This is a genomic window from Stenotrophomonas sp. 05N37 (assembly GCF_056397365.1).
The window spans coordinates 150,531-177,523 of the sequence record NZ_JBFTNG010000002.1 but is presented as its reverse complement, the minus strand read 5'-3'; the positions used below and the strand labels follow the sequence as shown (position 1 = coordinate 177,523).

Here is a 26,993-nt window from a genome sequence, read left to right as displayed (position 1 = left end):
ACGTCAGGGGCCGCAGCGGGTACCGACCGTGGGCCGGTCGGTACCGCGATGATCAAGCGGCCAGCGCCTTGGCGACCGCATCGGCAAACGCGGGGATGTCATCCGGCTTGCGGCTGGTGATCAGGTTGCCATCCACCACCACCTCGGCGTCGCGCCAGCGCGCGCCGGCATTGCCAAGATCGGTTTTCAGCGACGGCCACGAGGTGACCTCGCGGCCCTTGGCCAGGCCCGACTCCACCAGCAGCCACGGTCCGTGGCAGATCGCCGCCACCGGCTTGCCGCTGGCGCCGAAGGCCTTGATGAAGTCCACCGCCTGGCTGTCGATGCGCAGCTTGTCCGGGTTGATCACCCCACCCGGCAGCACCAGCGCGTCATAGGCCTCGGCCTTGGCGGCGGCCAGCGACTGATCGACCGTGACGCTCTCGCCCCAGTCCTTGTCCTTCCAGCCGCGGATCTGCTTGGCGTCGCCCGGCGCGATCACCGTGACGGTAGCGCCCCAGGATTCCAGCAGGCGCTTGGGCTCCTGCAGCTCGGACTGTTCGAAACCATCGGTGGCCAGGACCGCCACCTGCTTGCCGTTGAGTGCGTGTGCCATGGAAAGCTCCGTTGAAAAGGAGCGTCCAGTGTGCGCAGCGCCGCATTGGGCAGCAGTGACCGGCATGTGCACGGCGTGTCGGTGTCCACCGCCATGCACGGCGGGTACCGACCAAGGGCCGGTACGCGCGGCGCTATCAGCGCTTGGGCTGCAGCATCGTCCCGGTGCACTTCTTCGACCCGCAACGGCATTCCCAGATCTTCTTCAGGCGCGCGGTGTGGCGCTCGGCCAGGGTGATGCCGTAGTTGTAGGTCAGCTCGTCGCCCGGCTGGATGTCCTTGATCGCCTCGATGAACACCTTGTCCTCGCGGCGGTTGTCACCCTCGGCCTCTTCGATCACCGCCTCGCAGTTCGGCTCGCAGCTGTGGTTCAACCAGCGCGCGTCGTTGCCCTTGTAGTTGGCGTCGATGACGTAATCGTCGTTCAGGGTGAACAGGAAGGTGTGACCACTCTCCACGTCCCCGGTATCATCGGCATCCACGTCGGCGTGGCTGCGCAGCAGACCCTTGTACTGGATGACCCGCTCGCCCTGCTTGATCGGCGCCAGCGCGAACACGCCATTGCCATGGATGGAGGACTTGCGGGCTTGGATCTTCTTGGGCATCTGGCTGGCCGTTGCGAGAGGTGGGGACCGATTCTCGCTTAATCTTTGTGATTGCCAAAGCGACGCGCGCGCCCGCCCCCGCGGCACCCCGCCGCGACGCGCCTGAACGGGGTGGGTTGGATGCCCGGGGATAAAAGCGTACAATTTCAGTCCGCTTTATGGTTCTGCCCTCCCCATGCTCCGCGTTACCAAGCTCACCGATTACGCCACCGTCGTGCTGACCGTGCTCGCCGCCCGCCCGGGTGAGGTGCTCAGCGCCACCGAGCTGGCCGAGTTCGCCAGCCTCGAACCGCCCACCGTCAGCAAGCTGCTCAAGCCGCTGGCCCAGGCCGGCCTGGTCGAAGGCCTGCGCGGCGTGCGCGGCGGCTATCGCCTGACCCGCGCGGCCGACCAGATCAGCCTGTTCGAGATCGTGGAAGCCATGGAAGGTCCGCTGGGCCTCACCGAGTGCGCCCACGAGCACAGCCAGTGCGGGCGCGAGATGCAGTGCGGCGCACGCAGCAGCTGGCGGCTGATCAACGACGTGGTGTCCGAAGCACTGCGTGCGGTCAGCCTGGCGCAGATCCTGCCCCCTCTTCCCCTTGTTGACGCCCCCCGCCGCGTGATCGCGGCGGATGTCGTCTCCTGATCCACAGGCAGCCCCCATGGCCACCGATATCCTCGACACCGTCGCCGCCGGCGATACCCCCAACCGCGAGATCCATGAGCAGCTCGGCCGCAAATACGCGGCGGGCTTCATCACGGACATCGAATCGGACTCGTTGCCGCCTGGCCTGGACGAGGACACCATCCGTGCCCTGTCGGCCAAGAAGGACGAGCCGGAATGGATGACGCAGTGGCGCCTCGAGGCCTACCGCCACTTCCTGACCATGCCGATGCCGGACTGGGCCAAGCTGCAGATCGCCGCGATCGACCTGCAGGCGCTCAGCTACTACTCCGCGCCCAAGGGCCCGAAGTACGCCTCGCTGGACGACGTGCCCAAGGAACTGCTGGACACCTACGACAAGCTGGGCGTGCCGCTGCACGAGCGCGCCAGGCTGGCCGGCGTCGCCGTGGACGCGGTGTTCGACTCGGTCTCGGTCGGCACCACGTTCCGCAAGGAACTGGCCGAGAAGGGCGTGATCTTCTGCTCGATGTCCGAGGCCATCAAGGAACACCCGGACCTGGTCAAGCAGTACCTGGGCAGCGTAGTGCCGGTCGGCGACAACTACTTCGCCGCGCTCAACTCGGCGGTGTTCTCCGATGGCAGCTTCGTGTTCATTCCCAGGGGCGTGCGCTGCCCGATGGAACTGAGCACCTATTTCCGCATCAACGCCGGCCACACCGGCCAGTTCGAGCGCACCCTGATCATCTGCGAGGACAAGGCGTACGTGTCCTACCTGGAAGGCTGCACCGCGCCGATGCGCGATGAGAACCAGCTGCACGCCGCGGTGGTCGAGCTGGTCGCGCTGGACGATGCCGAGATCAAGTACTCCACGGTGCAGAACTGGTACCCGGGCGACGAGAACGGCGTGGGCGGCATCTACAACTTCGTCACCAAGCGTGCCGAATGCCGTGGCGCGCGCAGCAAGGTCACCTGGACCCAGGTCGAGACCGGCTCGGCGATCACCTGGAAGTACCCGTCCTGCGTGCTGCTGGGCGACGACTCGGTGGGCGAGTTCCACTCGGTGGCGCTTACCCACCATCGCCAGCAGGCCGATACGGGCACCAAGATGATCCACATCGGCAAGCGCACCAAGAGCAAGATCGTCAGCAAGGGCATCAGCGCCGGGCGCGGCCAGAACACCTACCGCGGCCTGGTCAAGGTGGACCGCAACGCCGACGGCGCGCGCAACTACACCCAGTGCGATTCGCTGCTGATCGGCAAGACGTCCGGCGCGCACACCTTCCCGTACATCGAGGTCAAGAACCCGAGCGCGACGGTGGAGCACGAGGCGACCACCTCCAAGATCTCCGACGACCAGCTGTTCTACTGCCGCGCGCGTGGCATCGACCAGGAAAACGCGGTGTCGATGATCGTCGACGGCTTCTGCAAGCAGGTCTTCCGCGAGCTGCCGATGGAGTTCGCGGTGGAAGCCAAGAAGCTGCTGGAAGTCTCGCTGGAAGGGTCTGTCGGTTAACCCGACAGCCGCCTTCGTTTGAATTTTTCAGCCACGCACGGCGTGGCGCTACCCCGGATTCGTATCATGCTGAAGATCGACAACCTCCACGCCCGCATCGGCGGGAAAGACATCCTCAAGGGCCTGTCGCTGGACGTGAAGCCCGGCCAGGTGCACGCCATCATGGGCCCCAACGGCGCCGGCAAGTCCACCCTGGGCAACGTGCTGGCCGGCCGTGACGGCTATGACGTCAGCGAAGGCAGCGTGCAGTTCGACGGCCGTGACCTGCTGGACCTGGCGCCGGAAGAACGCGCGGCCGCCGGCCTGTTCCTGGCCTTCCAGTACCCGGTGGAAATCCCCGGCGTGAACAACACCTACTTCCTGCGCGCCGCGCTCAACGCCCAGCGCAAGGCACGTGGCGAGGAAGAACTGGATTCGATGCAGTTCCTCAAGCTGGTACGGCAGAAGCTGGCCGTGCTGCACCTGAAGGACGAACTGCTGCACCGTGGCGTCAACGAAGGCTTCTCCGGTGGCGAGAAGAAGCGCAACGAGATCTTCCAGCTCGCCGTGCTCGAGCCGAAGCTGGCGATCCTGGATGAAACCGACTCCGGGCTGGACATCGACGCGCTCAAGAGCGTGGCCGACGGCGTCAACGCGCTGCGCTCGCCGGACCGTTCGTTCATCGTGATCACCCACTACCAGCGCCTGCTCGATTACATCAAGCCGGACGTGGTGCACGTGCTGGCCGACGGCAAGATCGTGCAGAGCGGCGGCCCGGAACTGGCCCTGGAACTGGAAGCCCATGGCTACCACTTCCTCAAGGACCGCGTCGTCCCCGAGGCAGCGGTCTGATGAGCGTCCTGCTGGATTCCCTCGCCAGCGGCTTCTGCGGCAGCGACGCACGTCGCGCCGAACTGGATGCTGCCCTGCAGGCGGGCCTGCCCGGCCCGCGCACCGAAGCCTGGAAGTACACCTCGCTGCGTCAGCTCGAACGCCGCAGCTTCAGCCCCGCGCCGCTGGCGGCCGTCGAGGTCGATGCCGCGCTGCTGGCCGACATCCCGTCGCCGCGCCTGGTGTTCGTCAACGGCCGGCCGTCCGACGCGCTGAGCGACCTGGGCGCGCTGCCGGCCGGCGTGCAGCTGCAGACGCTGTCCTCGGCGCTGGCCGCCGGCGATGACGCCCTGCGCTTCCTGGGCCGTCGTTTCGAACGCAGCGACGAAGTCTTCGCCCGCCTCAACGCTGCCCTCGCCGATGAAGGCGTGCTGGTCCGGGTGGACGACGATGCGCAGGTCGACCTGCCGCTGCAGCTTGTGTTCGTCAGCGTGGCCGGCGCCGCCGACCTGGCCTGGCACCACCGCCACCTGATCGAACTGCGCAGTGGCGCGGCCCTCGGCGTGGTCGAGCACCACCTGCATGTCGGCGATGCCGCGCACCTGGGCAACACCCTGGTGCACGTGCACCTGGCCCAGGACGCCGTGCTCTCGCACGCCCGCGTGCAGGCCGACGGTACCCGCGCCACCAGCCTGCTGCGCACCGACGCCGTGCTGGCCCGCAACGCGCAGTACCGCCGCATCGACCTGGAACTGGGCGCTGCGCTCAGCCGCCACGAGTTCAACGTGCGCCTGGAAGGCGACAACGCCCAGCTGACCGCCAACGGCGTGCTGCTCGGCAACGGCCGCCGGCATGTCGATACCCGCCTGGGCATCGAGCACATCGCGCGCGACACGTCCTCGGAAATGGTCTGGCGCGGCGTGGCCGCCAACCGCAGCCGCGTGGTGTTCCATGGTGGCATCCACATCCGCGCCGGCGCCGATGGCACCGATGCCAACCTGTCCAACAAGAACCTGCTGCTGTCGGCCGATGCCGAAATCGATACCCAGCCAACGCTGGTGATCGACGCCGACGAAGTGAAGGCCGCGCACGGCGCCACCGTCGGCCAGCTCGATGCCAACGCGCTGTTCTACCTGCGCTCGCGCGGCCTGGCCGCCGAGCAGGCGCAGCAGCTGCTCAGCGCCGCGTTCTGTCATGAGCCGCTGAACGCGCTCGATGCGCGCCTGACCGAACAACTGCGCCGCCAGCTCGACCTGGCCCTGGCCCGGGCGGGCGTGGCATGAACCTGTCCACCCCGCGCCCGGCCACCGATACCGCGGTGGCCCCGGACTGGGACCGCGTGCGCCTGGATTTCCCGCTGTTGATGCGGGAAGTACACGGCAAGCCGCTGGTCTATTTCGACAACGCCAACACCGGCCAGAAGCCGGTGCAGGTGATCGGCGCGGTGGACGAGTTCTACCGACGCTACAACGCCAACGTCAGCCGCGCCGTGCATGCGCTGGGCACCGAGGCCACCGACGCCTATGAGGGCGCGCGCAACAAGCTGGCACGCTTCCTCAACGTGCGCCCCAGCGAACTGGTGCTGTGCAGCGGCACGACCTTCGCGCTCAATCTGGTCGCCTACTCGTGGGCGCTGCCGCGGCTGAAGGCGGGCGATGTCATCCTGGTCTCGCGCATGGAGCACCACGCCAACATCGTGCCGTGGCAGCTGGTCGCCGAACGCACGGGCGCCACGATCCGCGTGGCCGAGATCACCCCCGACGGTGCGCTCGACCTGGATGCCCTGCGCCGTGCCATGACCGCCGAGGTCAAGCTGCTGGCCGTGGCCCACGTGTCCAACGTGCTCGGCACGGTCAACCCGGTGCGCGAGATCTGCCGCGAAGCACGCAAGCGCGGCATCATCACCGTGGTCGACGGCTCCCAGGCGGTACCGCACCGCAAGGTCGACGTGGCCGCGATCGGCTGCGATTTCTACGCCATCACCGGCCACAAGATGTGTGGCCCGACCGGCACCGGCGCGCTGTGGGCGCGCCGCGAGCACCTCGAGGCGATGCCCCCGTTCATCGGCGGCGGCGAGATGATCAAGGAAGTCAGCTTCGAGGGCACGGTGTTCAACGATGCCCCGCACAAGTTCGAGGCCGGCACCCCCAACATCGCCGGTTTCATCGGGCTGGGCGTGGCGGTGGATTACCTCGACTCGCTGGGCCTGGACCACGTGGAAGCACGCGAAGCCGAGCTGCTGGCCCACTTCAACGAAGAGCTCGGCAAGATCGACGGCCTGCGCATCTTCGGTACCACGCCGGACAAGGCGGCCGTGGTCTCCTTCCTGGTCGATGGCGCGCATTCGCACGACCTGGCGACCCTGCTCGACCTGGAAGGCGTGGCCGTGCGCTCGGGCCAGCACTGCGCGCACCCGCTGCTGCAGTACTACGGCGTGGCCGCCACCTGCCGCGCGTCGCTGGCCTTCTACAACACGCACGAGGAGATCGAGCGCTTCATCGTGGCGTTGAACAAGGTGCGCAAGCTGCTGGGCTGACGGCCACCGATTCTCGCCTACCCCGGAACGCCGCGAGAGATCGCGGCGTTCCGCGTTCAGGCGCGTTCCACCGCTACCGGCATATCGGGCGCTGGCGGTCGGCGCGACCCGGCGGGGTGACCACCAGCGTCTCGCTCGTTCCGCCGTCGCTGGCCTGCTGGCCATCCAGATAGATCACCCGCAGCGCCGCCCCCTGCCGCTGCAGCAGCATCATTGCCGCACCGTCGCCGCCATGCAGGTACCACGCCGTGCCGCGCGCGGTCATCCGCAACTGCTCCGGTGCCACGGCAGCGCCATCGTAGCGCTGCAACTGCACGCGGCCCGGGTCGGCGGGGCCGGCAAAGGTGAGCTCGGTGCCGAGCAGGTCGCCGCTCTCCGGGTGCATGCATACATTCGAATAGATCCCCGCCAACGGGGGCGCCACGCCCGCCTGCGCGCTCGCCCCCTGCAGCACGAGCATCACCGCCATCGCCGCACGCACGCCGTCCATGCCCGCTCCTGGTTGCCCAACGTCCCGTCGCGCAGCGTAGCCCAAACGGTCGCCGCACCCGCATGCAACAATGAGATAATGCGAACACTTCTCATTTGCGCGGTTGGCAATGCTATCTCCCCCTCTTCCCACGGGCCATCCCCGCCTGGATTCAACGTGGTCACCCCGCCTGCCCGCGATCGGTGAACGCCCTGCGCGGGCCGTGGCGGCCGGCATCACGCTGCTGGCCCATGTCGGCGTGTTCGTCGGGGTGCTCTGGACCCAGGCCTACGCCCCTGTCGCGCTGCCACCACCGCCAGCCGAACGTACCCAGCTGATCCTGCTGCCGCCGCAGGCCCCGGACGTGCCACTGGAAGACATCGTCGCCCCCACCCCCAGCACCGCCGCCACGCCGACCAGGCAAGCGCCGGAACCGCCACGCCCGCTGCCGCCCACGCCCGTGCGGGCCGCTGCCAACTGGATCATCCCGCCCCCCACCCCGCCGCAACCGCGCGTGGACGCCACGGCGCCGCAGCAACAGGAGGCATCGGTCGCCGCCGCACCGCCCAGCCCGCCGCTGCCGACCGGCCCCAGCGAGACCACGCCCGGGCGCGACAGTTGGGAAGGCCGGGTCATGGCGCGCCTGGAGCGCTTCCGCCGCTATCCCGCTGCCGCGCGCGCACGCCGCCAGGAGGGCGTCGCCCAGCTCCGGGTCAGCGTGGCCCGCAACGGCAGCCTGCTGCACCTCTCGCTGGAACGGAGCTCCGGCTTCGCGCTGCTCGACCAGGCCGCGCTGGACACCTTCCGCCGCGCGGCACCGTTGCCGGACGTGCCCGATGAGCGCCCGGCGCCAGTGGAACTGTCGTTTCCGGTGGAGTTTTTCATGCGCTGAGCAGGCGAGCGCGCGTGACCGTCGACGCTCGGCTCGCTCGCCTGCGTGTTCTGTCGCCCACCCGCCGCCGAATGACTACCGCCCCTCCCCTGCATGGGCGCCCCCGCCTAGAATGTAGGCATGAGCACCCTGACCTTCCGATCGGCCACCGCCGCCGACATCCCCGCCCTGATCACCTTGGTCACCTCGGCCTACCGCGGCGACGCCAGCCGCGCCGGCTGGACCACCGAAGCCGACCTGCTGGACGGCGCCCGCATCGATGCGCATGGGCTGCAGGCCGACCTGGCCAGGCCGCGTTCGACCATCCTGCTGGCCGAGCGCGATGGCCACCTGCTGGCCTGCGCGCACGTGGCCGATGACAGCGGCAAGGGCTACTTCGGCATGTTCTCGGTCGACCCCGCCCAGCAGGGCGGCGGCATCGGCAAGCAGTTGATGGACGCCGCCGAGGCGCACGCCGCGCGCGAATGGGGCGTGCCGGTGATGCAGATGACCGTCATCGACGTCCGCGACGAGCTGATCGCCTTCTACGAGCGCCGCGGCTATGCGCGGACCGGCATCAAGAAGCCGTTCCCCTATGGCGACGAACGCTTCGGCATCCCCAAGCGCGACGACCTGCGCTTCGAGATCCTGGAAAAGCCGCTGGCGGCCCGCCCGTGAGCGACACCTGGACCTTCGTCTGCGCCAGCGCCGAGCTGCTGCCCGGCGAGATGAAAAGCACCTTCGACGAGGTCACCGGCACCCCGATCGTGGTGTTCAACCTGGACGGCGAGCTGTACGCCCTGGAAGACCAGTGCACCCACGATGAGTTCGACCTGTCCTCGGGCACCTTCGACACCGCCGAGGCCAGCATCGAATGCGTGCTGCACGGGGCGCGTTTCGACGTCCGCGATGGCCGGGCCCTGTGCGCCCCGGCCTACTCGCCGGTAGCGCGGTTCCCGGTGAAGCGTGAGTTCGATGGGGTCTGGACCCGCGACGACCGCGACTGAACGCCGGGCGCTTTGAAAATGCGAATCGCTAGCATTACCATGTGCGCCGCGGCCACCCGGCCGCGCCTGCCTGGTCCTTCGTGCCCGCCATCCGTTCCGCCATCGGTGATGCTGCCCTGTGGGCCACGTTCTGCGTGGTGCTGCTGGCGGCCGGCTGGCTGAGCGGCGGCCGGACAGACGCCCGGCCCGGCGCCGCATCCCACGCCCTGGCGCTGTTGGCGGCGACGGCCGACAGTCGCTCGGGACCTGCCCTGCCGGCCCCGGCGCCGGAAGCGCCCGCCGGTGAGCCGTCCGTGCTCGAAGCAGGCGCAGACCCCGAGTCCAGCCCGGACGCCGTGAGCCCCCGCCTGCGCCGCAGCGCCTGGGTAGCCGTGGTGCCGTTGTGGCCGGCCGGTGCGCTGGCCTGGCAGCGGATGGAACCGGCGCTCAGGCTCAATCCCGGCCACGCCCCTCCCCACGCCTGATTCCGGCACCGTGCCCTGCGCGGTGCACGGCCGCCCCCTGTGCGGCCCCCCCTGTCCTGCCTGCAACCCGATGCCGTGCTTGCGCCGCCCCCGCGTGGCGCCGCGCCCTTCGACCTACCCGCCTTTCCGGATCGCCAACATGATCAAGAGTCGCAAGCGCTCCTCCTCCCCCCGCACGGCAGCCACCCTGGCCACTGCCGGCCTGGTCACCGGCCTCGGCCTGGCGGTCCTGCCGGTCGTCGCCCACGCCCAATCCAGCGACACCGCCACGGCGCAGACGCTCGACCAGATCCATGTGCTGGGGGTGCGTGGCTTCAAGGCCGACAGGATCGCCTCGCCGAAGTTCACCCAGTCCCTGCAAGACACGCCGCAGACCATCCAGGTGATCACGCGCGACCTGTTCAACCAGCAGGGCGCCACCACGCTGACCGATGCGCTGCGCAACAGCCCGGGCGTCGGCACGTTCTACGTGGGCGAGAACGGCAACACGAACACCGGCGACAGCATCTTCATGCGCGGCTTCGATACCTCCAGCAGCATCTTCGTGGATGGGGTGCGCGACCTGGGCTCCATCTCACGCGATGTCTTCAATACCGAGCAGGTGGAAGTGTCCAAGGGCCCGGCCGGCACGGACAATGGGCGCTCGGCACCGACCGGTTCGATCAACATGGTCAGCAAGCAGGCCAACCTTCACAACGCCCTGTCGGGTACCCTCTCGGCCGGCACCGACGATCAACAGCGCGGCACCGCAGACTGGAACCAGACCCTCGGCGCGACCAGCGCGCTGCGCCTGAACGCGATGTGGCAGGACAGCGACCAGCCGGGCCGCGACCACGTCAACAACACGCGCTGGGGCATCGCGCCGTCACTGGCCTTCGGCCTGGGCACCCGCACCCGGTACTACCTCAACCTGCTGTACGTGGACCAGAGCAACGTGCCTGACGGCGGCGTCCCCACCCTGGGCCTGCCGGGCTGGACCGCGCAGCCGACCCTCGAACAGTTGGCGGGCCATCCAGTGGATCCGGAGAATTTCTACGGCACGCGCGCCGACCACGACGACGTCACCGCGAAGATGGCCACCTTCCGCATCGAACACGACATCAACGACAACGTGCGGCTGACCAACACCGCACGCTGGGGCCGTACCGACCAGGACTACATGCTGACCGCGTTCATGGGCACCGGCACGCGCGGCGCCAACGGCGCACCGACCGGCAACATCCGCTACGCCAATGCCGCCGATCTTGGCAGCTACACGATCGCGCGCAGCCTGCCGACCTTCAAGGACCAGCGGAACACCATCCTCACCGACCAGCTCAACCTGCGCGCGGATTTCGCCACCGGCGCCATCGAACACAACCTGAGCACCGGACTGGAGTTCACCCGCGAGGAGCTGGAGAGCTTCGGCCAGGCCGCCACCGGCGGCACCACCTGGTCGCCGGCCAACCTGTACGCGCCGGATTGGAACGCGACCGGCCTGACCTGGGCCCACAATGGCGCCGACAGCCGCGGCAAGACCAGCACGTCCTCGGTGTACCTGTTCGATACGTTGAACATCGGCGAGAGTTTCCTGGTCACCGCCGGCCTGCGCGCCGACCACTACAAGACCGAGTACCAGAGTGCCGCTGTCTGCGGTGGCCGCGGTCCCGCCTGCGGCACCAGCCCGGTCGGCACGGTGATCACCAATCCGACGCTGGCGCATTCGGACACCCTCATCAACTGGAAGCTGGGCGCGGTGTACAAGGTGGATGACATCGTCAGCCTGTACGCCAACTACGCCATTTCCCAGCAGCCCCCGGGCGGCAGCAACTTCCAGCTGAGCAGCTCCACCAGCAGCGCCGACAACCCGCGCCTGGACCCGCAGAAGGCCAAGACGTTCGAAGTGGGCACGAAGTGGAGCTTCATGCAGGATGCGCTGGCCGTGAACCTGGCCCTGTTCAAGACCGAGGTCAGCAACGAGATCAACGCCCAGGTGCTGGATGAGGCCGGCAACCCCACCCAGACCGGCAGGAAGTCGGTGCAGGGCATCGAGTTGTCCACGGTGGGCCGCATCACCGAGAACTGGTCGCTGAGCGCCGGCTACAGCCACCTGGATACCGAGGTGGAGGAAGGCGCCAACGTCGCCGCCGATGGCACCCGCAACCTCACCTACACCCCGGGCGACACCTTCACCAGCTGGACCAGCTACACGTTCCCGTTCGGCCTCACTATCGGAGGTGGCGCGCGTTACGCCGGTTCCATGCACCGTGGCACCGATGGCGCGGTAGGCACGCCGGCGTTCACCCGCGCGTACACCGTATTCGACGCCGTCGCATCGTATGCCGTCAACGAGCACCTGGTGCTGCGCTTGAACGCCTACAACCTGGCCGACAAGCAGTACGTGGCCGCGATCAACAAGAGCGGCTACCGTTATACCCCGGGCGCTCCGCGTTCGTTCCTGTTCAGCGCGGACTTCCGCTTCTGATGCACGGCGGCGCGGGGGCACCCCTCGCGCCGCACAAGGACCCTGCCATGCTGCTGCATGTCCCCAACGTACTGACCGCCGATGAACTGGCCTACCTGCAGCGCATGCTGGACGCGGCGGACTGGGCCGATGGCCGCGAGACCGTGGGGGCGCAGGGGGCACGGGTGAAGCGCAACGAACAGCTTCCCGACGCATCGCCGTTGAAGGGTGAGCTGGGCCGGACCGTGCTGGCGGCGCTGGAGCGGCACCCGCTGTTCTTCGCCGCTGCCCTGCCGTTGCGAATCCTGCCGCCGCGCTTCAACCGCTACCAGGGCGGGGGCCAATACGGCTTCCACGTCGACGGCGCGGTGATGATCACCGGCCCGGAAGGCCAGCGCAGCCACCTGCGGTCGGATGTGTCCTGCACCTTGTTCCTCACGCCGCCGGAGGCCTATGACGGCGGCGAACTGGTGATCAGCGACACCTACGGCGAGCACGAAGTGAAGCTGCCTGCCGGCGACCTGGTGCTGTATCCCTCCAGCAGCCTGCACCGGGTCGCCCCGGTCACCCGCGGTGCGCGCCTGGCCTCGTTCTTCTGGGTGCAGAGCATGGTCCGCGACGACAGCGCGCGACGCATGCTGCTGGACATGGATAGCGCCATCGAAACCCTGCGCTCCAGCGGCGCGGACGGCGCCGCGGTCCTGCAGCTGACCGGCGTTTACCACAACCTGTTGCGGCGCTGGAGCGAGGTCTGAGCCAGCCCGTCGGGTGACGCCACGGCTGCGCCGGCACAATTGCAAATCATTCCCATTTGCGTCTGTAGGCGTATCTCATTACAATCGCGCCGCATTGCCATCCGCCCGCAGGTTGGCCGCTCACAGGGACGTCCATGCGCCACCCGCACCGCCACCGCAGCTTTGCCCCCGCCATGCGCGGGCAGCGTCCGGCGTTGGCGAGCGTACTGGCCTGGCTGGCACTGCTGTCGATGCTGTTCACCGGCCTGCCGGTGCTGGAGCGGACCCTGCCCGGCGGCGCCGCGCGGGTGCTGCACCTGCCGGCGGAAGAACGCCCGGCCGGCGGTGGCGACACCGCGGTGCAGGAAGAAAGTCCGGCCAAGCCGCGGCGCATGGCCGGTACCCGTGCCGCCACTGCCCCGCTGCCACCGCAGCCGCACCCCCTCGCGTCGCTGGATGCGTTGATGGCCATGCAGGTGGCGCTGCCACCGCGGGTATCGCCCGCCATCGATTCGGCACCGGCCACGCCGTTGCCTGCCGCCCCCGGGTTGCGCGTCCAACGCGGCCAGGCGCCGCCGCAGGGCTGATCGCCGGCATCGCCTCGTCGATGCCGCCCACCGCCTGCCTGCCCGCCCCGCGGGCGCTCTCCTGATCTGTTGCGCGTGTCACGGCCTGCCGGCCGTGCCTGCATGCGTCCGTTCGCTTTCCTTCGAGGTTATTGCCATGGCCCAGCGCCAGCGTCGTCGCACGCCCCTTTCCCGGTGCTCGCTGAGCATCGCCCTGCTCGGTGCGCTCAGTGCACCCGCCTTCGCCAACGGCGCCGCCGCCGCGCCGACCACGCTGGACAAGGTGGTGGTCACCGCCGCCGGCTTCGAGCAGAAGATCGCCGATGCACCGGCCAGCATCAGCGTGATCAGCCGCGAGGAACTGAGCAAGCGCCCGTACACCAGCCTGGTGGATGCGCTGCGCGACGTGGAAGGCATCGACGTGGGCATGGAGCCGACCGACAAGAACGGGCGTGCCACCATTTCCATGCGTGGCATGCCCTCGGACTACACCCTGGTGCTGATCGACGGGCGCCGCCAGAGCAACGCCGGCAACCTCTACCCCAACAACTTCGGCGGTGGCCAGTTCTCGTACATGCCGCCGCTGGATGCGATCGAACGGATCGAAGTGGTGCGCGGCCCGATGTCCACCCTGTACGGCTCGGACGCCATGGGCGGGGTGATCAACATCATCACCCGGCGCAACCAGGCCGAGTGGCGCGGCGCGGTCACGCAGGGCTTCACGGTGCAGCAGGACGACCAGTTCGGTGACGCGCGCAGCACCGATGTCTACCTGAGCGGCCCGCTGCTCAAGGACCGCCTCGGCGTGTCGGTGCGCGGCAGCTATTACGACGCCAAGGCATCCAATCCGGCGTGGGATGACCTGCCGTTGCCGGACGGCACCCTGTGGTCGCGCGAGATCGGCTTCGGCGCCGGCGGCAAGGCGGTGGCCAACACCAACTGGAACGCAGGCATGCGCCTGAACTTCATGGTCAACGACGACCACGAACTGTGGCTGGACTACGACGCGTCGCGGCAGAAGTACGACAACAGCGAAGGCCAGACCGGCACGTTGGACAGCCTGGCCAGCCTGTGGCGCGTGGGCAATGCGACGGTCCGCAATCCCAACGGCCCGGGCAACATCACCCGCCGCGTGGTGCAGCCGCGCGTGGGCTACACCGCCTACCAGCGCTACGAGCGCGACCAGTTGGCGCTGACCCACCAGGGCCGCTATGGATTCGGCACCTGGCAGACCACGCTCACCCACATCACCAGCAACAACCTCGGCCGCTCGCTGCCACTGACGCTGGACGAACGCGCCGAGCTGCAGGACCTGTGGAACGACGTCTGCCGTCGCACCGGCGCCGCCGCCAACTGCGCGGCCGGCGCACGCAACGGGCTGGGCGCACTCAACGCCGCCGAGCTGGCGCGCCTGCAGGCCTTCCTGCCGCGTCCGCTGCGCACCATGGAACTCAAGGGCAACGTGCTGGACACGATGCTCGACCTGACCTTCGGCGCGCACAAGCTCACCGTCGGCGGCCAGTACAACGACACCGACATGATCGACGGCGTGTTCGGCATGGATGGCGCCGGCTACAAGAACAACGTGAAGCAGCAGCACCGCATGTGGGCGCTGTTCGCCGAGGACAACTGGTCACTGACCGACAGCCTGACCGCCACCGTCGGCGTGCGCTACGACGACCACAACATCTTCGGCAGCCACGTCAGCCCGCGCGCCTATCTGGTGTGGAACGCCAACGCTGCCTGGACCGTCAAGGGCGGCGTCAGCACCGGTTACAAGACCCCGCGTCCGGACCAGCTGTTCCCCGGCATCGTCGGCTTCGGTGGCCAGGGCGTCACGCCGCTGGTCGGCTCGCCCAACCTCACGCCGGAAACCAGCACCAACTACGAAATCGCCGCGTACTACGAAGGCGATCGCTGGGGCTTCAACGTCACCGGCTTCCTCAACAGGTTCGATGACAAGATCGCCAGCGGCGGCACCTTCGCCAACTGCGAAGTGGCCCCCAACGATGGCAGCTACTGCGTGGACATCGGGCCAGGCTGGGCCGAGCTGGGCTACAGCACCTTCGGCCAGAGCGTGAACATCGACAAGGCCGAAACCCGTGGCGTGGAAGCGGCCGCCCAGGTCGACCTGCTGGACACCCTGCAGCTGCGCGGCAACTACACCTGGACCAGGAGCGAACAGACCAGCGGCTCCGGCAAGGGCCTGCCGATCACCGGCAACCCGGCCAGGCACATGGCCAATGCCAGCCTGAATTGGCAGGTCAGCGACGCGGTCAGCCTGTCGCTGATTGGCGAAGGCCGCTACGACCGCTACCGCGACACCCTGGTCAGCAACGTCGGCGGCGTCAGCAGCTCGCAGACCCGCTACTACGAGGACTACACGATCTTCCACCTCGGCGGCAGCTGGGACATCACCCCATGGCTGACCGTCAATGCGCGGGTCAACAACCTGTTCGACAAGGACTTCGTGTCACAGTCGTGCGTGTTGATCAGCGACAGCGACTACAACTGCGTGGACGATTACGCGACCAAGGACCAGCGCCGGAGTTACTGGATCTCGGTGAACGCGACGTTCTGAGGGCGACGGCCACCGCCGACGGCCGGCGGAATGCCGGCCGGGGCGGTGGGACGCCGCATTGAGAGCAAGAGCAAGAGCAAGAGCAGCCGAGCGTGGCTCGGCTCTACCAGGGCTGCGCGCACGGCCGACTGGGCCGCGCCGCCGAGCGGACGTTCACCCGCTGCGCGCATGACCGGCTGGTCCGCGCCGCAGAGCGGGCGTTCAACCGCTGCGCGCATGACCGGCTGGGCCGCGCCGCAGAGCGAGCGTTCAACCGCTGCGCGGGTGACTGGCTGCGCCGCGCATCGGAGCGGGCGTTCAACCGCTGCGCGCATGACCGGCTGGGCCGCGCCCCGGAGCAGGCGTTCAACCGCTGCGCGGATCACCGGTAGTGCCGAGCCATGCTCGGCAGCCCTCAAGAAAAAAACGGCACGGCCCTCGGCTTCCCCGCGCGCACCGTCCCGCTGGCGGGAGACGGCGGGCATGGGTCCACGGCACCGTCGTTCGCAATGGGTCGGACGCATGCGGCCGATTGCACCGCCGCCCGCGGCGGGGCCGCGCCGCGGGCCTTGCAGCGACAGCACCAACACCAGCAAGAGCAAGAGCAAGAGCAAGAGCAAGAGCAAGAGCAACAACAAGAGCAACAAAAAGAGCAAGAGCAAGAGCAGCCGAGCATGGCTCGGCTCTACCGGGCGCTGCGCGGATGACCGGTAGTGCCGAGCCATGCTCAGCAGCCCTCAAGAAAAAAACGGCACGGCCCCCTGCTTCCCCGCGCGCACCGTCCCGCTGTCGGGAGACGGCGGGCATGGGTCCACGGCACCGTCGTTCGCGATGGATCGGACGCATGCGGCCGATTGCACCGCCGCCCGCGGCGGGGCCGCGCCGCGGGCGCTGCGCGGATGAGCGGTAGTGCCGAGCCATGCTCGGCAGCCCTCAAGAAAAAAACGACACGGCCCCTGCTTCCCCGCGCGCACCGTCCCACCGTCGGGAGACGGCGGGCATGGGTCCACGGCACCGTCGTTCGCCAGAAATTGCGAACCATTCTCATCAATGGTGTAATTCGCCATTCAGATCTCAATGTCGCGACCGTGGCCACTCCCCTTTCCAGCGTGCAGCAGCAACAAAGTCGCGGCTTCTGGCTGCGCACCCTGCACCAGTGGCACTGGATCAGCTCGGCCGTCTGCCTGATCGGCATGCTCCTGTTTGCCGCGACCGGCATCACCCTCAATCACGCCAGCAGGATCGAAGCCACGCCCCAGGTCGTCAACCGGCAGCTCACGCTGCCCGCGCCCGTGCTGGCCTCGCTCGGCGAGCGTACCGACGGCCAGGCGCCCCTGCCGCGTTCCGCCAGCCGCTGGCTCGACGACCAATTGGTGATTTCCATCGGCCGCCGCCCCGCCGAGTGGTCCGACGGCGAGGTCTACCTGTCCATGCCCAGCCCCGGTGGCGATGCCTGGTTGAGCATCGATCGCGACACCGGCGCCGTCGAATACGAGGCCACCACGCGCGGCTGGGTGTCGTATTTCAACGACCTGCACAAAGGCCGCAATGCCGGCCCGGCCTGGGGCTGGTTCCTGGACATCTTCGCCGTCGCCTGCCTGGTGTTCTGCATCACCGGCCTGTTCCTGCTGCACCTGCATGCCCGCCAGCGCCGCATGACCTGGCCGCTGGTCGGCCTGGGCCTGATGGTGCCGCTGCTGATCGCGCTGATCCTGATCCACTGATTCGTACTTCCACCGTTCGTCCTCCACGGAGCCGCACCATGCGCGTTACCCTGACCATCGCCCTGAGCGGCCTGCTGGCCACCTCCCCGTCCTACGCTGCTACCCTCGACATCAACGTCGAAGTGCCCAAGCTCACCGTTGCCGAATACCATCGCCCGTACGTGGCGGTGTGGCTGGAAGGGGCCGACCAGAAGGTCGCCGCCAACCTGTCGGTCTGGTACCAGCAGACCGGCAACAGCGAAGGCCATGGCACCAAGTGGCTGCCCGACCTGCGCCAGTGGTGGCGCAAGAGCGGCCGCACCCTGGACGTGCCGGTGGATGGCGTCACCGGTCCCACCCGCCCGGCCGGCAAGCAGGCGCTGTCGTTCAACGACAGGCAGCCCGCGCTGAAGGCACTGGCGCCCGGCAATTACACGCTGGTGGTGGAAGCGGTGCGCGAGGTCGGTGGGCGTGAACTGCTCAAAATTCCCTTCACCTGGCCGGCCACCAGCATCCAGAACGGCAAGGCCCAGGGCAGTACCGAACTGGGCCTGGTTACCCTGACCGCCAAACCCTGATCCACCGCCCGCCCTCCGCGGCGGGTAGCATCGGCCACTCGGCCCCCCTGTCCACTGACGTTGTCCCTTACATGGAGTTGTTGATGAAGCGCTCGCTCGTCCTAGCCGCCGCCCTGGCCGCCGCACTTCCGTTCTCCGCCCTGGCCCACAAGGCCTGGTTGCAGCCCTCGCAGACCGTGATCGCCGGTGAAAAGCCGTGGATCACCGTGGATGCGGCCGTGTCCAACGACCTGTTCTACTTCAACCACGTGCCGCTGCGCCTGGACAGCCTGGTCATCACCGCACCCGATGGCACCATCGTGCAGCCGCAGAACGCCTCCACCGGCAAGTTTCGCAGCGTGTTCGACGTGGAGCTGACCCAGCAGGGCACCTACCGCCTGGCGTCGGTCAGCACCGGCCTGTCGGCCACCTGGGAAGAAAATGGCGCGCCCAAGCGCTGGCGCGGCACCCCGGCCACCTTCGCCAACGAAGTGCCGAAGAAGGCCAAGAAGCTGGAGGTCGCGCAGTCGGTCAACCGCATCGAAACCTTCGTCACCAACGGGACCCCGAACGCCACCGCGCTCAAGCCGACCAAGCAGGGCATCGAGATGATCGCCCTGGGCCATCCCAACGACCTGGTCGCCGGTGAACCGGCCCGCTTCCGCGTGCTGGTCGATGGCAAGCCGCGCGCCGGCCTGGAATTCGAAATCACCCGGGGCGGCACCCGCTACCGCAACGCGCAGGACGAGATCAAGGTGACCAGCGACAAGAAGGGCGAGTTCAGCATCACCTGGCCGGAGGCCGGCATGTACTGGCTGGAAACCAGCAGCGAAGACAAGAAGGCCTCGCTCAAGCAGGCCAAGAAGCGTCGCCTGAACTACGTTGCCACGCTGGAAGTGCTGCCGCAGTAACCGCCCACCGCGGTTGCCGCGCAGTCCCGCAACAACGCTACGCCGTTGACCGGCCCCCTTCCACGCGAAGGGGGCTTTTTACCCCCGAGATGCCGGCAATCGGGTCGACCCGGCCCCTATGCCCACCCCATGAACAACGCAGATCTCGACATCGCCAGCCTCGGTGGCCACACCATGGGCACCACCTGGCAGGTAAAACTGGTGGTCGCGCGTACGCGCGACCTGCATCCGCTGCACGCGGGCATCCAGGCCCGGCTCGACGCCATCGTGGCGCAGATGAGCACCTGGGAAGCCGGTAGCGATATCTCCCGCTTCAATCGCGCCGAGGCCGGCAGCATGCAGCCGGTCCCGCCGCTGTTCGCGCAGGTGCTGGACGCCGCGCTGGACATCGCCGCCCGCAGCGGTGGCGCCTTCGATCCCACCGTCGGCCCGTTGGTCGCACTGTGGGGCTTCGGCGCGCATGCGCATGCCCAACGCATTCCCACCCCCGCCGCGCTGGCCGCCACCCGCGCCCGCTGCGGCTGGCAACGCCTGCACTGGCAGGACGGCAACCTGCAGCAACCCGGCGCGGTCGCGCTGGACCTGTCGGCGATCGCCAAGGGCTTCGGCGTCGACCAGACCAGCCAGTGGCTGCGCGCGCAGGGCGTGCATGCCGCGCTGGTGGAAGTGGGCGGCGAACTGCACGGCTACGGCCGCAAGCCCGATGGCCAGCCCTGGCGGGTGCTGGTTGAAGCCGGCCCCGAAGAAAGCGCCTTGGCCGACCATCCCCCGCGCGTGCTGGCCCTGGAGGATCTGGCCGTGGCCACCTCCGGTGACCGCTGGCACCACTTCGACCAGGACGGCGCACACTTCAGCCACACCGTGGACCCGCGCACCGGCGCCCCGGTGGACCATGCCGCCGCCGCGGTCAGCGTGGTCGCGCGGCACGCCATGCAGGCGGACGGCTGGGCCACCGCGCTGACCGTGATGGGCCTGGAGCAGGGCCTGGCCTTCGCCCGGACGCACGGGCTGGCGGCGCGCTTCGTCAGCCGCGGCGCGGACGGCATCACCGAACACATGAGCCCGGCCTTCGAGCACCTGCTCGATACCGCATCGGCGTCGCCCGCATGACCCGCCCCTCGCGCGCCACCCTCGGCAACCTGCTGGTGATCGCCCTGCTGGCGGTACTGGCCGGGCTGCTACTGCGCCTGCACCTGCAGGAGCGCTGGTGGCAGGGCGCGCCGCTGGCCTCGCACTGGCGCATCGCGCTCGGCAGCGTGTTGGCGTATGCCGGGCTATGCGCGCTGATCTGGTGGCGCGGGCGAGCACGCGATGACCGTCGCGGCAGCGATGGCCAGGCCCCATTGCTGCTGGTCTGGGCCAGCCAGACCGGCTTTGCGCGGCACCTGTGCGACCGCAGCGCCGAGGCCCTGCGCGCGGCCGGCATGCCGGTGCGCATCCGCGGCCTGCACCAGGTCGATGCCGCGACGCTGCAGCAGGCCTCGCAGGTGTTGTTGATCGCCAGCACCACCGGCGAAGGCGACGCCCCCGACCACGCGCTGCCGTTCCTGCGCGGCGCGATGGCGCAGCCCCTGGCGTTGCCCCACGTGCAATACGGCGTGCTGGCGCTGGGCGACCGCAGCTACGGCCATTTCTGCGCGTTCGGCCACCAGCTCGATACCTGGCTGCGCCAGCGGGGCGCGCACCCGCTGTTCGATACGGTCGAGGTGGACAACGCCGACCCGGCCGCACTGCGCCACTGGCAGCAACTGCTGGGCCAGCTCGGCGGCGACGCCACCGACCTGCCCGACTGGACCCCGGCCGACTACCTGCCGTGGCGGCTGCACAGCCGCGCGCTGGTCAATGCCGGCAGCCCGGGTGCGCCCACCTGGCAGGTGGCGCTGGTCCCCGCCGACGGCATCGTGCCGTCATGGCAGGCCGGTGACGTGGTCGAGATCGGCCCGCGGCATGCGCCGAGTGCCGTCGATGCCTGGCTGGCCGACGCCGCGCTGGACGGCGCGCAGGTGATCGACGGCGACACCTTGCACGCGCATCTGTCACGCGCGCACCTGCCCACCGCCCAAGAAATGCGGGCCGCCGACACCGTCGGCCTGGTGGCTGCATTGCGTCCGTTGCCGCATCGCGAATACTCCATCGCCAGCATGCCCGACGAGGGCCAGGTGCAATTGCTGCTGCGCCGCCAGCTGCGTCCGGACGGCACCCCGGGGCTGGGCAGCGGGTGGCTGTGCGACCACGCCGCCCTGGGTGGGCAGATCGACCTGCGCTTCCGCAGCAACCCCAACTTCCACGCGCCGGCCCACGACGCCCCGCTGATCCTGATCGGCAACGGTACCGGCATCGCCGGACTACGCGCGCACCTGCGTGCACGCATCGCGGCCGGCGCACGACGCAACTGGCTGCTGTTCGGGGAACGCACCGCCGCCCACGATTTCTACTTCGGCGACGAGCTGACCGCCTGGCACCAGGCCGGCTGGATCGAGCGCCTGGATACGGTGTTCAGCCGCGACGGCGGCGAACACCGCTACGTGCAGGATCGTCTGCAGGCCCACCTCGACACCCTGTGGGAATGGTCGCGCCAAGGCGCCACGCTCCTGGTCTGCGGCAGCCTGCAGGGCATGGCCCCGGCGGTGGATGCGGTGATCGAGCAGGCACTGGGACGCGACGGCAAGGAAGCGTTGATCGTGGCAGGTCGCTACCGTCGCGACGTGTACTGAGGGCAACGGCGAACGCATTGCCCTGCACCGGGGCAACCTTCGACAGCGGGCATGCCCCCACCGAACAAGGTGCAGGCTACCGGCAGTCGATCGGGAGGCGACGCTACCGGGGGCTCAGCCGGATCGCGAGCAGTTCGCCACCGCCGCGCAACGCGAATCGCGTGCGCGCGCCGGCGGCCAACCAAGCGGTGTCACCCGCCTCCAACGGCGGCAAGCCGGCGTCACCCTCGAATTCGGCCTGGCCAGCCAGCAGGTGGATCGCCCACGCCGTCGTCGGCTCGGTGAAAAAGAACATGCTGCCCACCAACGGTCGGTGCAGCAGTTCGGCGTCGACCAGGTCGCGTCGCCACATCAGGTTGAAATCGTGGGTCAGGCCGTCGACCAGCTCGCCGCCGACCTGCGCCTCGCCGGCAAAGCGCAGCCGGTCGTGCGGTGGCAGCAGTGTGTGCACGGCGCCATCGGCAAACCGCAGACGCAGCCCTTCGCCACGCAGCAGCACCAGTTCGCGCTCGACCCCCGGGAAGCTGGAAAACGCCGCGTCCTGCTCGATCTCGGCGATCGACAGCCGCACCTGCCAGGCATCGGTGTCGGGCACCCGCAGGATTTCGCGGGTCCAGCCCAGCCCGTTGCGCCAGCGCTCGCGGCGGTACTCGACACTCGGAATGACGCGCGTGGCCGCGCCCAGGATGGCATCAGTCGACATGCCGCCAGTGTGCCTCAGTACGCGCTCAGCCGGGGCTGGCGGCGCAGTCCGCGCCGAGCAGCTGCGAACGCGCCAGCCACTCTTTGTCGGGGTAGTAGGCAAATACCAGCGCACCGCCACGCAGGCTGTCGATGAGCGGCCTGGCCACCGTCAGGCGCACCGCAGGGCAGCCCAGGCTGCGCCCCAGCCGGCCCTGCAGCCGGGCCATCGTCGGGTTCACGTAGGGCGCGCCGTGGATCACGATGGCGCGATCGCGGGCATGGTCGTTGAACCCGGGTTCCAGGCCTTCCAGGCGCAGCGAATACCCGTTGCCGCCCATGTAGGTTTCCCTGGCGGTGAACGCGCCCAGGCTGGACATGAAACTGCCATCGCGGTTGGAGAAGTGTTCGGTCTGGTTGCCGCCGCTGTTGCGGCCATGCGCCACCCACTCCTCGAACAGCAGCTTCTGCCGGGCCAGGTCGAACACCCACATGCGCTGTTCGGTGGACGGGCGCGAGTAATCGATCACGCTCAGCCGGGTCGGGTCGACGCCCAGCTCCGGCCGCCGCAGCGCGCAGGTCATCGCCTTGGCCGCCAACTGCAACACCTTGCGGTCGGCACCGGGGGCGGCGCGCGCGAGCATGTCGGCCATCTGCGCCGCCGGCAGCGCCGCAGGCGCGGCCGCCGAGGCGGCATGGGCCGCCTGCGCGGCGCCCGCCGACGCGGCCAACGCCAACGCACACAGGGCAACTCGGGAGATCGGGGACACAGGCATCGACGGCGTACCGGCAGGACCAATCCCTACAAGGTGGACCCGCCGGCGTCCGATTCCAACACCGGTTGCAGGTTCTGTTCATCGGCCACCGGGCGAACCGCCGGCAGGCTCGTCACCAGCAACGTGGTACCCGGCACCAGCGCCTGGTACAGCTGCTCGGCAAAGGCCGGCGGCAGCGCCATCGGCAGGCTGGGGGTGGCCAGCAGGTCGGGACTGGCGTTGCCCGCGCTCTGCCCCAGCAGCGGATAGGCGGTCCACTTGTGCAGGCGCTGGTGCGCGTCCAGCGGGCTGGGCACGTCCGAATAGCCCTGCTGCATCACGAACAGCGTGGTGCCTTCGAAGGCCGGCAATGCCTTGGCCTGCAGCCGCGATTCACCGATCAGCACGCCGTCGCGCAGCACGTACAGGCGCTGGTCGTGCAGGCTCACCAGGATGCCGACCTGCCCGCTCGGCGCAGCCGCGTCGTTCCAGTAGTGGTCGGGCGCATCGGTGGTCTCCAGCAGCGGCTTGCCGGTGCTGTTGACCGGCGCCAGTACCGCCGGATAGGCCAGCGTCATCGGCGCGCTCTTGGCATCGGCCACCACCACCGTATCCCCGCGTTGGGTCGCACTGAACAGCTTCTGCGCGAACGCCTGCGGCAGCCGCACGCACCCGTGCGAGGCCGGGTGCCCCGGCAGATTGCCCCCGTGCAGGGCGATGCCATCCCAGGTAAGCCGCTGCATGTAGGGCATCGGCGCGCTGTTGTAGAGGTTGGACTTGTGGTCCTTGTCCTTCTGCAGAATGGTGAACACGCCGGTCGGGGTTTCGTGGCCGGTCTTGCCCGAGCTGATCGTGCTCAGGCCGATGGCGATGCCGTTGCGATACACATAGGCGCGCTGCTCATCCAGGCTGACCACCAGCACGATCGGGCCAGCCGGCGAGATTTCCGGATGCCACAGGAATTCACCGGGCTTGAGATCGGTGGGACCGCGCGGCGCGGCAACGGCCGTATCGGTGGCACTGCTGGCGGGCGGGGTCGCGGCCGTCGCAGCGCAGGCGCCGGTGGCGAACAAGGTGGCCAGGGCCAGGGTGAGCAATGCGCGGCGTGGTGCCATGTGGTTCATTCCATGCAGTAATGCGACGACGCTACACCAACGCACTGCATGAAACAGGTGTTGGCGCGCGCAGGCAGACGCCCATAAAGAAATTGCCCGGCCACGCATCCCTGCGCAGTACCGGGCAATCATCACATCCTTGTCGGCTTCCCGCCTTCCCCCTGTGCATCCTGCCCAGTTTGGGTGCCGGCCATGCTCCCTGCACTCGGCCGAATATCGCTCCGCCATGACAGCCCTTCCCGAGCCTGGGCGCCACCGTCCTGGTGGTTCCGCGCCGATCCTTCCGCGCCGCATCCCTGCGTACCGCCTCCCTGCGTGTGCCGGTGCCGCCGCGCATCCTGCGCGACCGGCGATGACGGGCTCCTGCCTGTCTCCGACCTGTCCTGTTGGTCAGCGTCTTGGTACGGCTGCCGGCAACGCCCTCCTGGGCGGTTCCGCGGCGGGGCTCTCCATGACCCCCGTCGTCATCCGTTGTCGATTCCGTTCGACCGTTCTCGTCCCTATCCCCTTCACCCGTGCCAGGTCCTCGACCCGGAGGAAAGGTCCGTGTTGTCGCCGGTACGCAACGATCGCTTCAGCCTTGTGCGGCCCCACGTTCGTCAATCCCTGCTGCAGCGTCGACGCATCAGCCGTATTGATGTCGATGCGGTTGGCCGCCTGAGCAGCCCCGATCAACAGCAGTCCCAGCGCAAGCGCCTTCCACGAAAACCAAGACCCCACCTTGCAACTCCTTGTGGCTCGGAACCGGGTCCTGCCGGCTATCCCGTCGGAGGCCCCAGCCTCCCTCGCCACATACACACAGCCTATCGTCCACAGCCCCTTCACACAGCCAGCCAAATACCTGACGTGGTGTAGGGAAATCCCTACCCCTGCCAGCGGCGTAGAATGTGAGGACTAGCCAATGCATCCGGAGTTTCAGATGGACAGCGCCAAACTCGGCCAATTCGTCAATGAAAAGTGGGACAGCGAGATCGTCCCGCAATTGGTCGATTACATCCGCATTCCCAACAAATCGCCGATGTTCGACGCAGATTGGGTCGCCAACGGTTACATGGAACAGGCCGTCACCCTGATGGAAACCTGGGCCCGGGCCCAGAACCTGCCCGGCCTGACCGTGGAGGTGGTGCGCCTGGAAGGCCGCACGCCGCTGCTGCTGCTGGAAATTCCGGCGTCTGGCGCCGAGACCGGCGACGACACCATCCTGCTCTACGGCCACCTGGACAAGCAGCCGGAAATGACCGGCTGGGATGCCGATCTCGGTCCGTGGCTGCCGGTGCTGCGCGGCGACAAGCTGTACGGCCGTGGCGGCGCCGATGATGGGTACGCCATGTTCGGCTCGCTGGCCGCCGTGCTGGCGCTGCAGGAACAGGGCCTGCCGCATGCACGCTGCGTGGTGCTGATCGAAGCCTGCGAAGAATCGGGCAGCTACGACCTGCCGGCCTACGTGGACCACCTGGCCGACCGCATCGGCAAGCCGTCGCTGGTGGTGTGCCTGGATTCGGGCTGCGCCAACTACGACCAGCTGTGGTGCACCACCTCGCTGCGCGGCCTGACCGGCGGCAACTTCTCGGTCAAGGTGCTCAACGAAGGCGTGCACTCCGGCGATGCCTCCGGCGTGATCCCGTCCAGCTTCCGCCTGCTGCGCCAGCTGCTGTCGCGGATCGAGGACGAGAACACCGGCCGCATCCTGATCGACGGCATGCACGTGGAGATCCCGGCCGAGCGCCAGGAGCAGGCCAAGCGTGCTGCCGAGGTGGTGGACACCGCCATCTTCGAGAAATTCCCGATGGTCGACGGCCTGCGCCCGATGAACGATGACCTGGCCGAACTGGTGCTCAACCGCACCTGGCGCCCGGCGCTGTCGGTGACCGGCGTGGACGGCATGCCGCCGCTGGCCTCCGCCGGCAACGTGCTGCGCCCGCATACCGCAGTGAAGCTGTCGCTGCGCCTGCCGCCGACCGCCGACGGCAAGGCCTGCGGCGAGCTGCTCAAGGAAGCCCTGCTGCGCGATCCGCCCAACGGCGCGGAAGTGAAGCTGGACCTGGAAAAGGCGTCCAGCGGCTGGAACGCGCCGGCGATGGCGCCGTGGCTGACCCAGGCGATCGACGACGCCAGCCAGACCTTCTTCGGCAAGCCGGCGATGTACATGGGCGAAGGCGGCTCGATCCCGTTCATGGGCATGCTCGGCGAGAAGTTCCCGGGCGCGCAGTTCATGATCACCGGCGTGCTCGGCCCGCATTCCAACGCGCACGGCCCGAACGAATTCCTGCACATCCCGATGGGCAAGAAAGTCACTGCCTGCGTGTCCAAGGTGATCAGCGAGCACTACGCGGCCAGCCTGCGTGGCGAAACCAGCGGTTCGCCGGTCGCCGCCGACAGCGGCACCCGCCACGGCGGCCACGGCTGCTGCTGATCGCACACGTCGTGACGGACGCAGCCTGGCCTTGCTAGGCTGCGTCCACCCTCCGAAGGCGCAGATGGCATGAACGGATTGTTCGGCAGCACCAGCTGGCTCTACATCATCCTGGTCGGCTTCGTGGTCGGCCTGCTCGGGCGCTTCTTCATGCCCGGCAACAACCGCATGGGCTGCCTGCTGACCATCGGCCTGGGCATCGTCGGCGCCCTGCTGGCCGGTTGGTTCGGCCAGTACATGGGCTGGTATGCCGCCGGCGAACCGGCCGGTTTCCTCGGCGCGGTACTCGGTGCCGTGGCGATCCTGGCCCTGTTGCGACTGGTCAGCGGCAAACGCTGATCATCTCCGCCTCCTCCCCCTTCCCT

General features: G+C 68.6%; 28 protein-coding genes. 21 read left to right on the top strand and 7 right to left on the bottom strand.

The features are described 5' to 3' along the window. Positions 1–52: 52 nt before the first annotated feature. Positions 53–595, bottom strand: a complete 543-nt coding sequence (locus AC1DGC_RS07465; protein WP_394161785.1) for a type 1 glutamine amidotransferase domain-containing protein — start codon at positions 593–595, stop codon at positions 53–55. 136 nt (positions 596–731) lie between these two features. Next, positions 732–1,199 (bottom strand): SET domain-containing protein, encoded by a 468-nt coding sequence (locus AC1DGC_RS07460; RefSeq protein ID WP_259203744.1) that lies wholly within the window; start codon positions 1,197–1,199, stop codon positions 732–734. Positions 1,200–1,374: 175 nt separating this feature from the next. Here AC1DGC_RS07460 and AC1DGC_RS07455 point away from each other — a divergent pair, with 175 nt between their 5' ends. From AC1DGC_RS07455 to AC1DGC_RS07435, 5 genes are all read left to right on the top strand, one after another. Then, positions 1,375–1,827, top strand: a complete 453-nt coding sequence (locus AC1DGC_RS07455) for an SUF system Fe-S cluster assembly regulator (protein WP_259203742.1) — start codon at positions 1,375–1,377, stop codon at positions 1,825–1,827. 16 nt (positions 1,828–1,843) lie between these two features. Continuing rightward, on the top strand, positions 1,844–3,319 hold the full coding sequence (sufB, locus tag AC1DGC_RS07450) for a Fe-S cluster assembly protein SufB (RefSeq protein WP_449334889.1): 1,476 nt from the start codon (positions 1,844–1,846) through the stop codon (positions 3,317–3,319). A 66-nt stretch (positions 3,320–3,385) separates the two neighbouring features. Continuing rightward, positions 3,386–4,150 (top strand): Fe-S cluster assembly ATPase SufC, encoded by a 765-nt coding sequence (gene sufC, locus AC1DGC_RS07445; RefSeq protein ID WP_259203738.1) that lies wholly within the window; start codon positions 3,386–3,388, stop codon positions 4,148–4,150. Beyond that, the gene (sufD, locus tag AC1DGC_RS07440) at positions 4,150–5,412 is read left to right on the top strand and encodes a Fe-S cluster assembly protein SufD (RefSeq protein ID WP_394161788.1); all 1,263 of its coding nucleotides are present in this window, start codon (positions 4,150–4,152) and stop codon (positions 5,410–5,412) included. Before sufC ends, sufD begins: the two co-directional genes overlap by 1 nt. Beyond that, positions 5,409–6,665: a cysteine desulfurase gene (locus tag AC1DGC_RS07435; protein WP_259203736.1), complete on the top strand. Its 1,257-nt coding sequence runs from the start codon at positions 5,409–5,411 to the stop codon at positions 6,663–6,665. Before sufD ends, AC1DGC_RS07435 begins: the two co-directional genes overlap by 4 nt. 73 nt (positions 6,666–6,738) lie before the next feature. On the opposite strand, the gene AC1DGC_RS07430 is transcribed toward AC1DGC_RS07435, so the two are convergent. Next, on the bottom strand, positions 6,739–7,155 hold the full coding sequence (locus AC1DGC_RS07430) for a hypothetical protein (protein ID WP_478047542.1): 417 nt from the start codon (positions 7,153–7,155) through the stop codon (positions 6,739–6,741). Positions 7,156–7,357: 202 nt separating this feature from the next. Here AC1DGC_RS07430 and AC1DGC_RS07425 point away from each other — a divergent pair, with 202 nt between their 5' ends. The 14 genes from AC1DGC_RS07425 (at position 7,358) to AC1DGC_RS07360 (ending at position 21,664) form a co-directional block, all read left to right on the top strand. Continuing rightward, the gene (locus AC1DGC_RS07425; RefSeq protein ID WP_478047541.1) at positions 7,358–8,026 is read left to right on the top strand and encodes an energy transducer TonB family protein; all 669 of its coding nucleotides are present in this window, start codon (positions 7,358–7,360) and stop codon (positions 8,024–8,026) included. Between the two features lie 120 nt (positions 8,027–8,146). After that, positions 8,147–8,683, top strand: coding sequence for a GNAT family N-acetyltransferase (locus tag AC1DGC_RS07420; protein WP_478047540.1), 537 nt, complete (start codon positions 8,147–8,149; stop codon positions 8,681–8,683). Continuing rightward, on the top strand, positions 8,680–9,012 hold the full coding sequence (locus AC1DGC_RS07415) for a non-heme iron oxygenase ferredoxin subunit (protein ID WP_259203732.1): 333 nt from the start codon (positions 8,680–8,682) through the stop codon (positions 9,010–9,012). The genes AC1DGC_RS07420 and AC1DGC_RS07415 overlap by 4 nt, the downstream gene beginning before the upstream one ends. Before the next feature lie 41 nt (positions 9,013–9,053). After that, positions 9,054–9,476 carry a hypothetical protein gene (locus tag AC1DGC_RS07410; RefSeq protein ID WP_478047539.1) on the top strand — a complete coding sequence of 141 codons (423 nt, stop codon included), beginning with the start codon at positions 9,054–9,056 and terminating at the stop codon, positions 9,474–9,476. A 139-nt stretch (positions 9,477–9,615) separates the two neighbouring features. Beyond that, positions 9,616–11,940, top strand: a complete 2,325-nt coding sequence (locus AC1DGC_RS07405; RefSeq protein WP_478047538.1) for a catecholate siderophore receptor Fiu — start codon at positions 9,616–9,618, stop codon at positions 11,938–11,940. 47 nt (positions 11,941–11,987) lie between these two features. After that, entirely contained in the window at positions 11,988–12,674 is a 687-nt protein-coding gene (locus AC1DGC_RS07400) for a Fe2+-dependent dioxygenase (RefSeq protein ID WP_478047537.1), read from the top strand. 134 nt (positions 12,675–12,808) lie between these two features. Beyond that, positions 12,809–13,240, top strand: a complete 432-nt coding sequence (locus AC1DGC_RS07395) for a hypothetical protein (protein WP_394161800.1) — start codon at positions 12,809–12,811, stop codon at positions 13,238–13,240. Between the two features lie 136 nt (positions 13,241–13,376). Beyond that, entirely contained in the window at positions 13,377–15,800 is a 2,424-nt protein-coding gene (locus tag AC1DGC_RS07390; protein WP_478047536.1) for a TonB-dependent receptor domain-containing protein, read from the top strand. 92 nt (positions 15,801–15,892) lie between these two features. Next, positions 15,893–16,171: a hypothetical protein gene (locus tag AC1DGC_RS07385; protein WP_478047535.1), complete on the top strand. Its 279-nt coding sequence runs from the start codon at positions 15,893–15,895 to the stop codon at positions 16,169–16,171. Between the two features lie 507 nt (positions 16,172–16,678). Next, on the top strand, positions 16,679–17,503 hold the full coding sequence (locus AC1DGC_RS07380; protein WP_394161804.1) for a PepSY-associated TM helix domain-containing protein: 825 nt from the start codon (positions 16,679–16,681) through the stop codon (positions 17,501–17,503). 38 nt (positions 17,504–17,541) lie between these two features. After that, positions 17,542–18,060: a DUF2271 domain-containing protein gene (locus AC1DGC_RS07375; RefSeq protein WP_478047534.1), complete on the top strand. Its 519-nt coding sequence runs from the start codon at positions 17,542–17,544 to the stop codon at positions 18,058–18,060. An 83-nt stretch (positions 18,061–18,143) separates the two neighbouring features. Further along, the gene (locus tag AC1DGC_RS07370; protein ID WP_259203719.1) at positions 18,144–18,950 is read left to right on the top strand and encodes a DUF4198 domain-containing protein; all 807 of its coding nucleotides are present in this window, start codon (positions 18,144–18,146) and stop codon (positions 18,948–18,950) included. Between the two features lie 129 nt (positions 18,951–19,079). Continuing rightward, positions 19,080–20,060: an FAD:protein FMN transferase gene (locus AC1DGC_RS07365; protein WP_478047533.1), complete on the top strand. Its 981-nt coding sequence runs from the start codon at positions 19,080–19,082 to the stop codon at positions 20,058–20,060. Next, a complete protein-coding gene (locus AC1DGC_RS07360; RefSeq protein WP_478047532.1) occupies positions 20,057–21,664 on the top strand; it encodes a sulfite reductase subunit alpha in 1,608 nt (535 codons plus the stop codon). Before AC1DGC_RS07365 ends, AC1DGC_RS07360 begins: the two co-directional genes overlap by 4 nt. Before the next feature lie 103 nt (positions 21,665–21,767). Here AC1DGC_RS07360 and AC1DGC_RS07355 read toward each other — a convergent pair whose 3' ends face one another. The 4 genes from AC1DGC_RS07355 to AC1DGC_RS07340 all read right to left on the bottom strand — a co-directional run bounded on the left by AC1DGC_RS07355 (position 21,768) and on the right by AC1DGC_RS07340 (position 24,935). After that, on the bottom strand, positions 21,768–22,367 hold the full coding sequence (locus AC1DGC_RS07355; protein ID WP_259203716.1) for a HutD/Ves family protein: 600 nt from the start codon (positions 22,365–22,367) through the stop codon (positions 21,768–21,770). Between the two features lie 25 nt (positions 22,368–22,392). Further along, a complete protein-coding gene (locus AC1DGC_RS07350) occupies positions 22,393–23,121 on the bottom strand; it encodes a murein L,D-transpeptidase catalytic domain family protein (RefSeq protein ID WP_449334905.1) in 729 nt (242 codons plus the stop codon). A 26-nt stretch (positions 23,122–23,147) separates the two neighbouring features. Further along, positions 23,148–24,215 carry a L,D-transpeptidase gene (locus AC1DGC_RS07345; protein WP_259203715.1) on the bottom strand — a complete coding sequence of 356 codons (1,068 nt, stop codon included), beginning with the start codon at positions 24,213–24,215 and terminating at the stop codon, positions 23,148–23,150. A 390-nt stretch (positions 24,216–24,605) separates the two neighbouring features. Continuing rightward, positions 24,606–24,935, bottom strand: a complete 330-nt coding sequence (locus tag AC1DGC_RS07340; RefSeq protein ID WP_259204878.1) for a ComEA family DNA-binding protein — start codon at positions 24,933–24,935, stop codon at positions 24,606–24,608. A 199-nt stretch (positions 24,936–25,134) separates the two neighbouring features. Between AC1DGC_RS07340 and AC1DGC_RS07335 the strand changes: the two genes are divergently transcribed. Both AC1DGC_RS07335 and AC1DGC_RS07330 read left to right on the top strand, forming a co-directional pair. Further along, positions 25,135–26,628, top strand: a complete 1,494-nt coding sequence (locus tag AC1DGC_RS07335) for a M20 family metallopeptidase (protein WP_259203713.1) — start codon at positions 25,135–25,137, stop codon at positions 26,626–26,628. A 69-nt stretch (positions 26,629–26,697) separates the two neighbouring features. After that, on the top strand, positions 26,698–26,967 hold the full coding sequence (locus AC1DGC_RS07330; RefSeq protein ID WP_259203711.1) for a GlsB/YeaQ/YmgE family stress response membrane protein: 270 nt from the start codon (positions 26,698–26,700) through the stop codon (positions 26,965–26,967). The last annotated feature ends 26 nt before the right edge of the window (positions 26,968–26,993 follow it).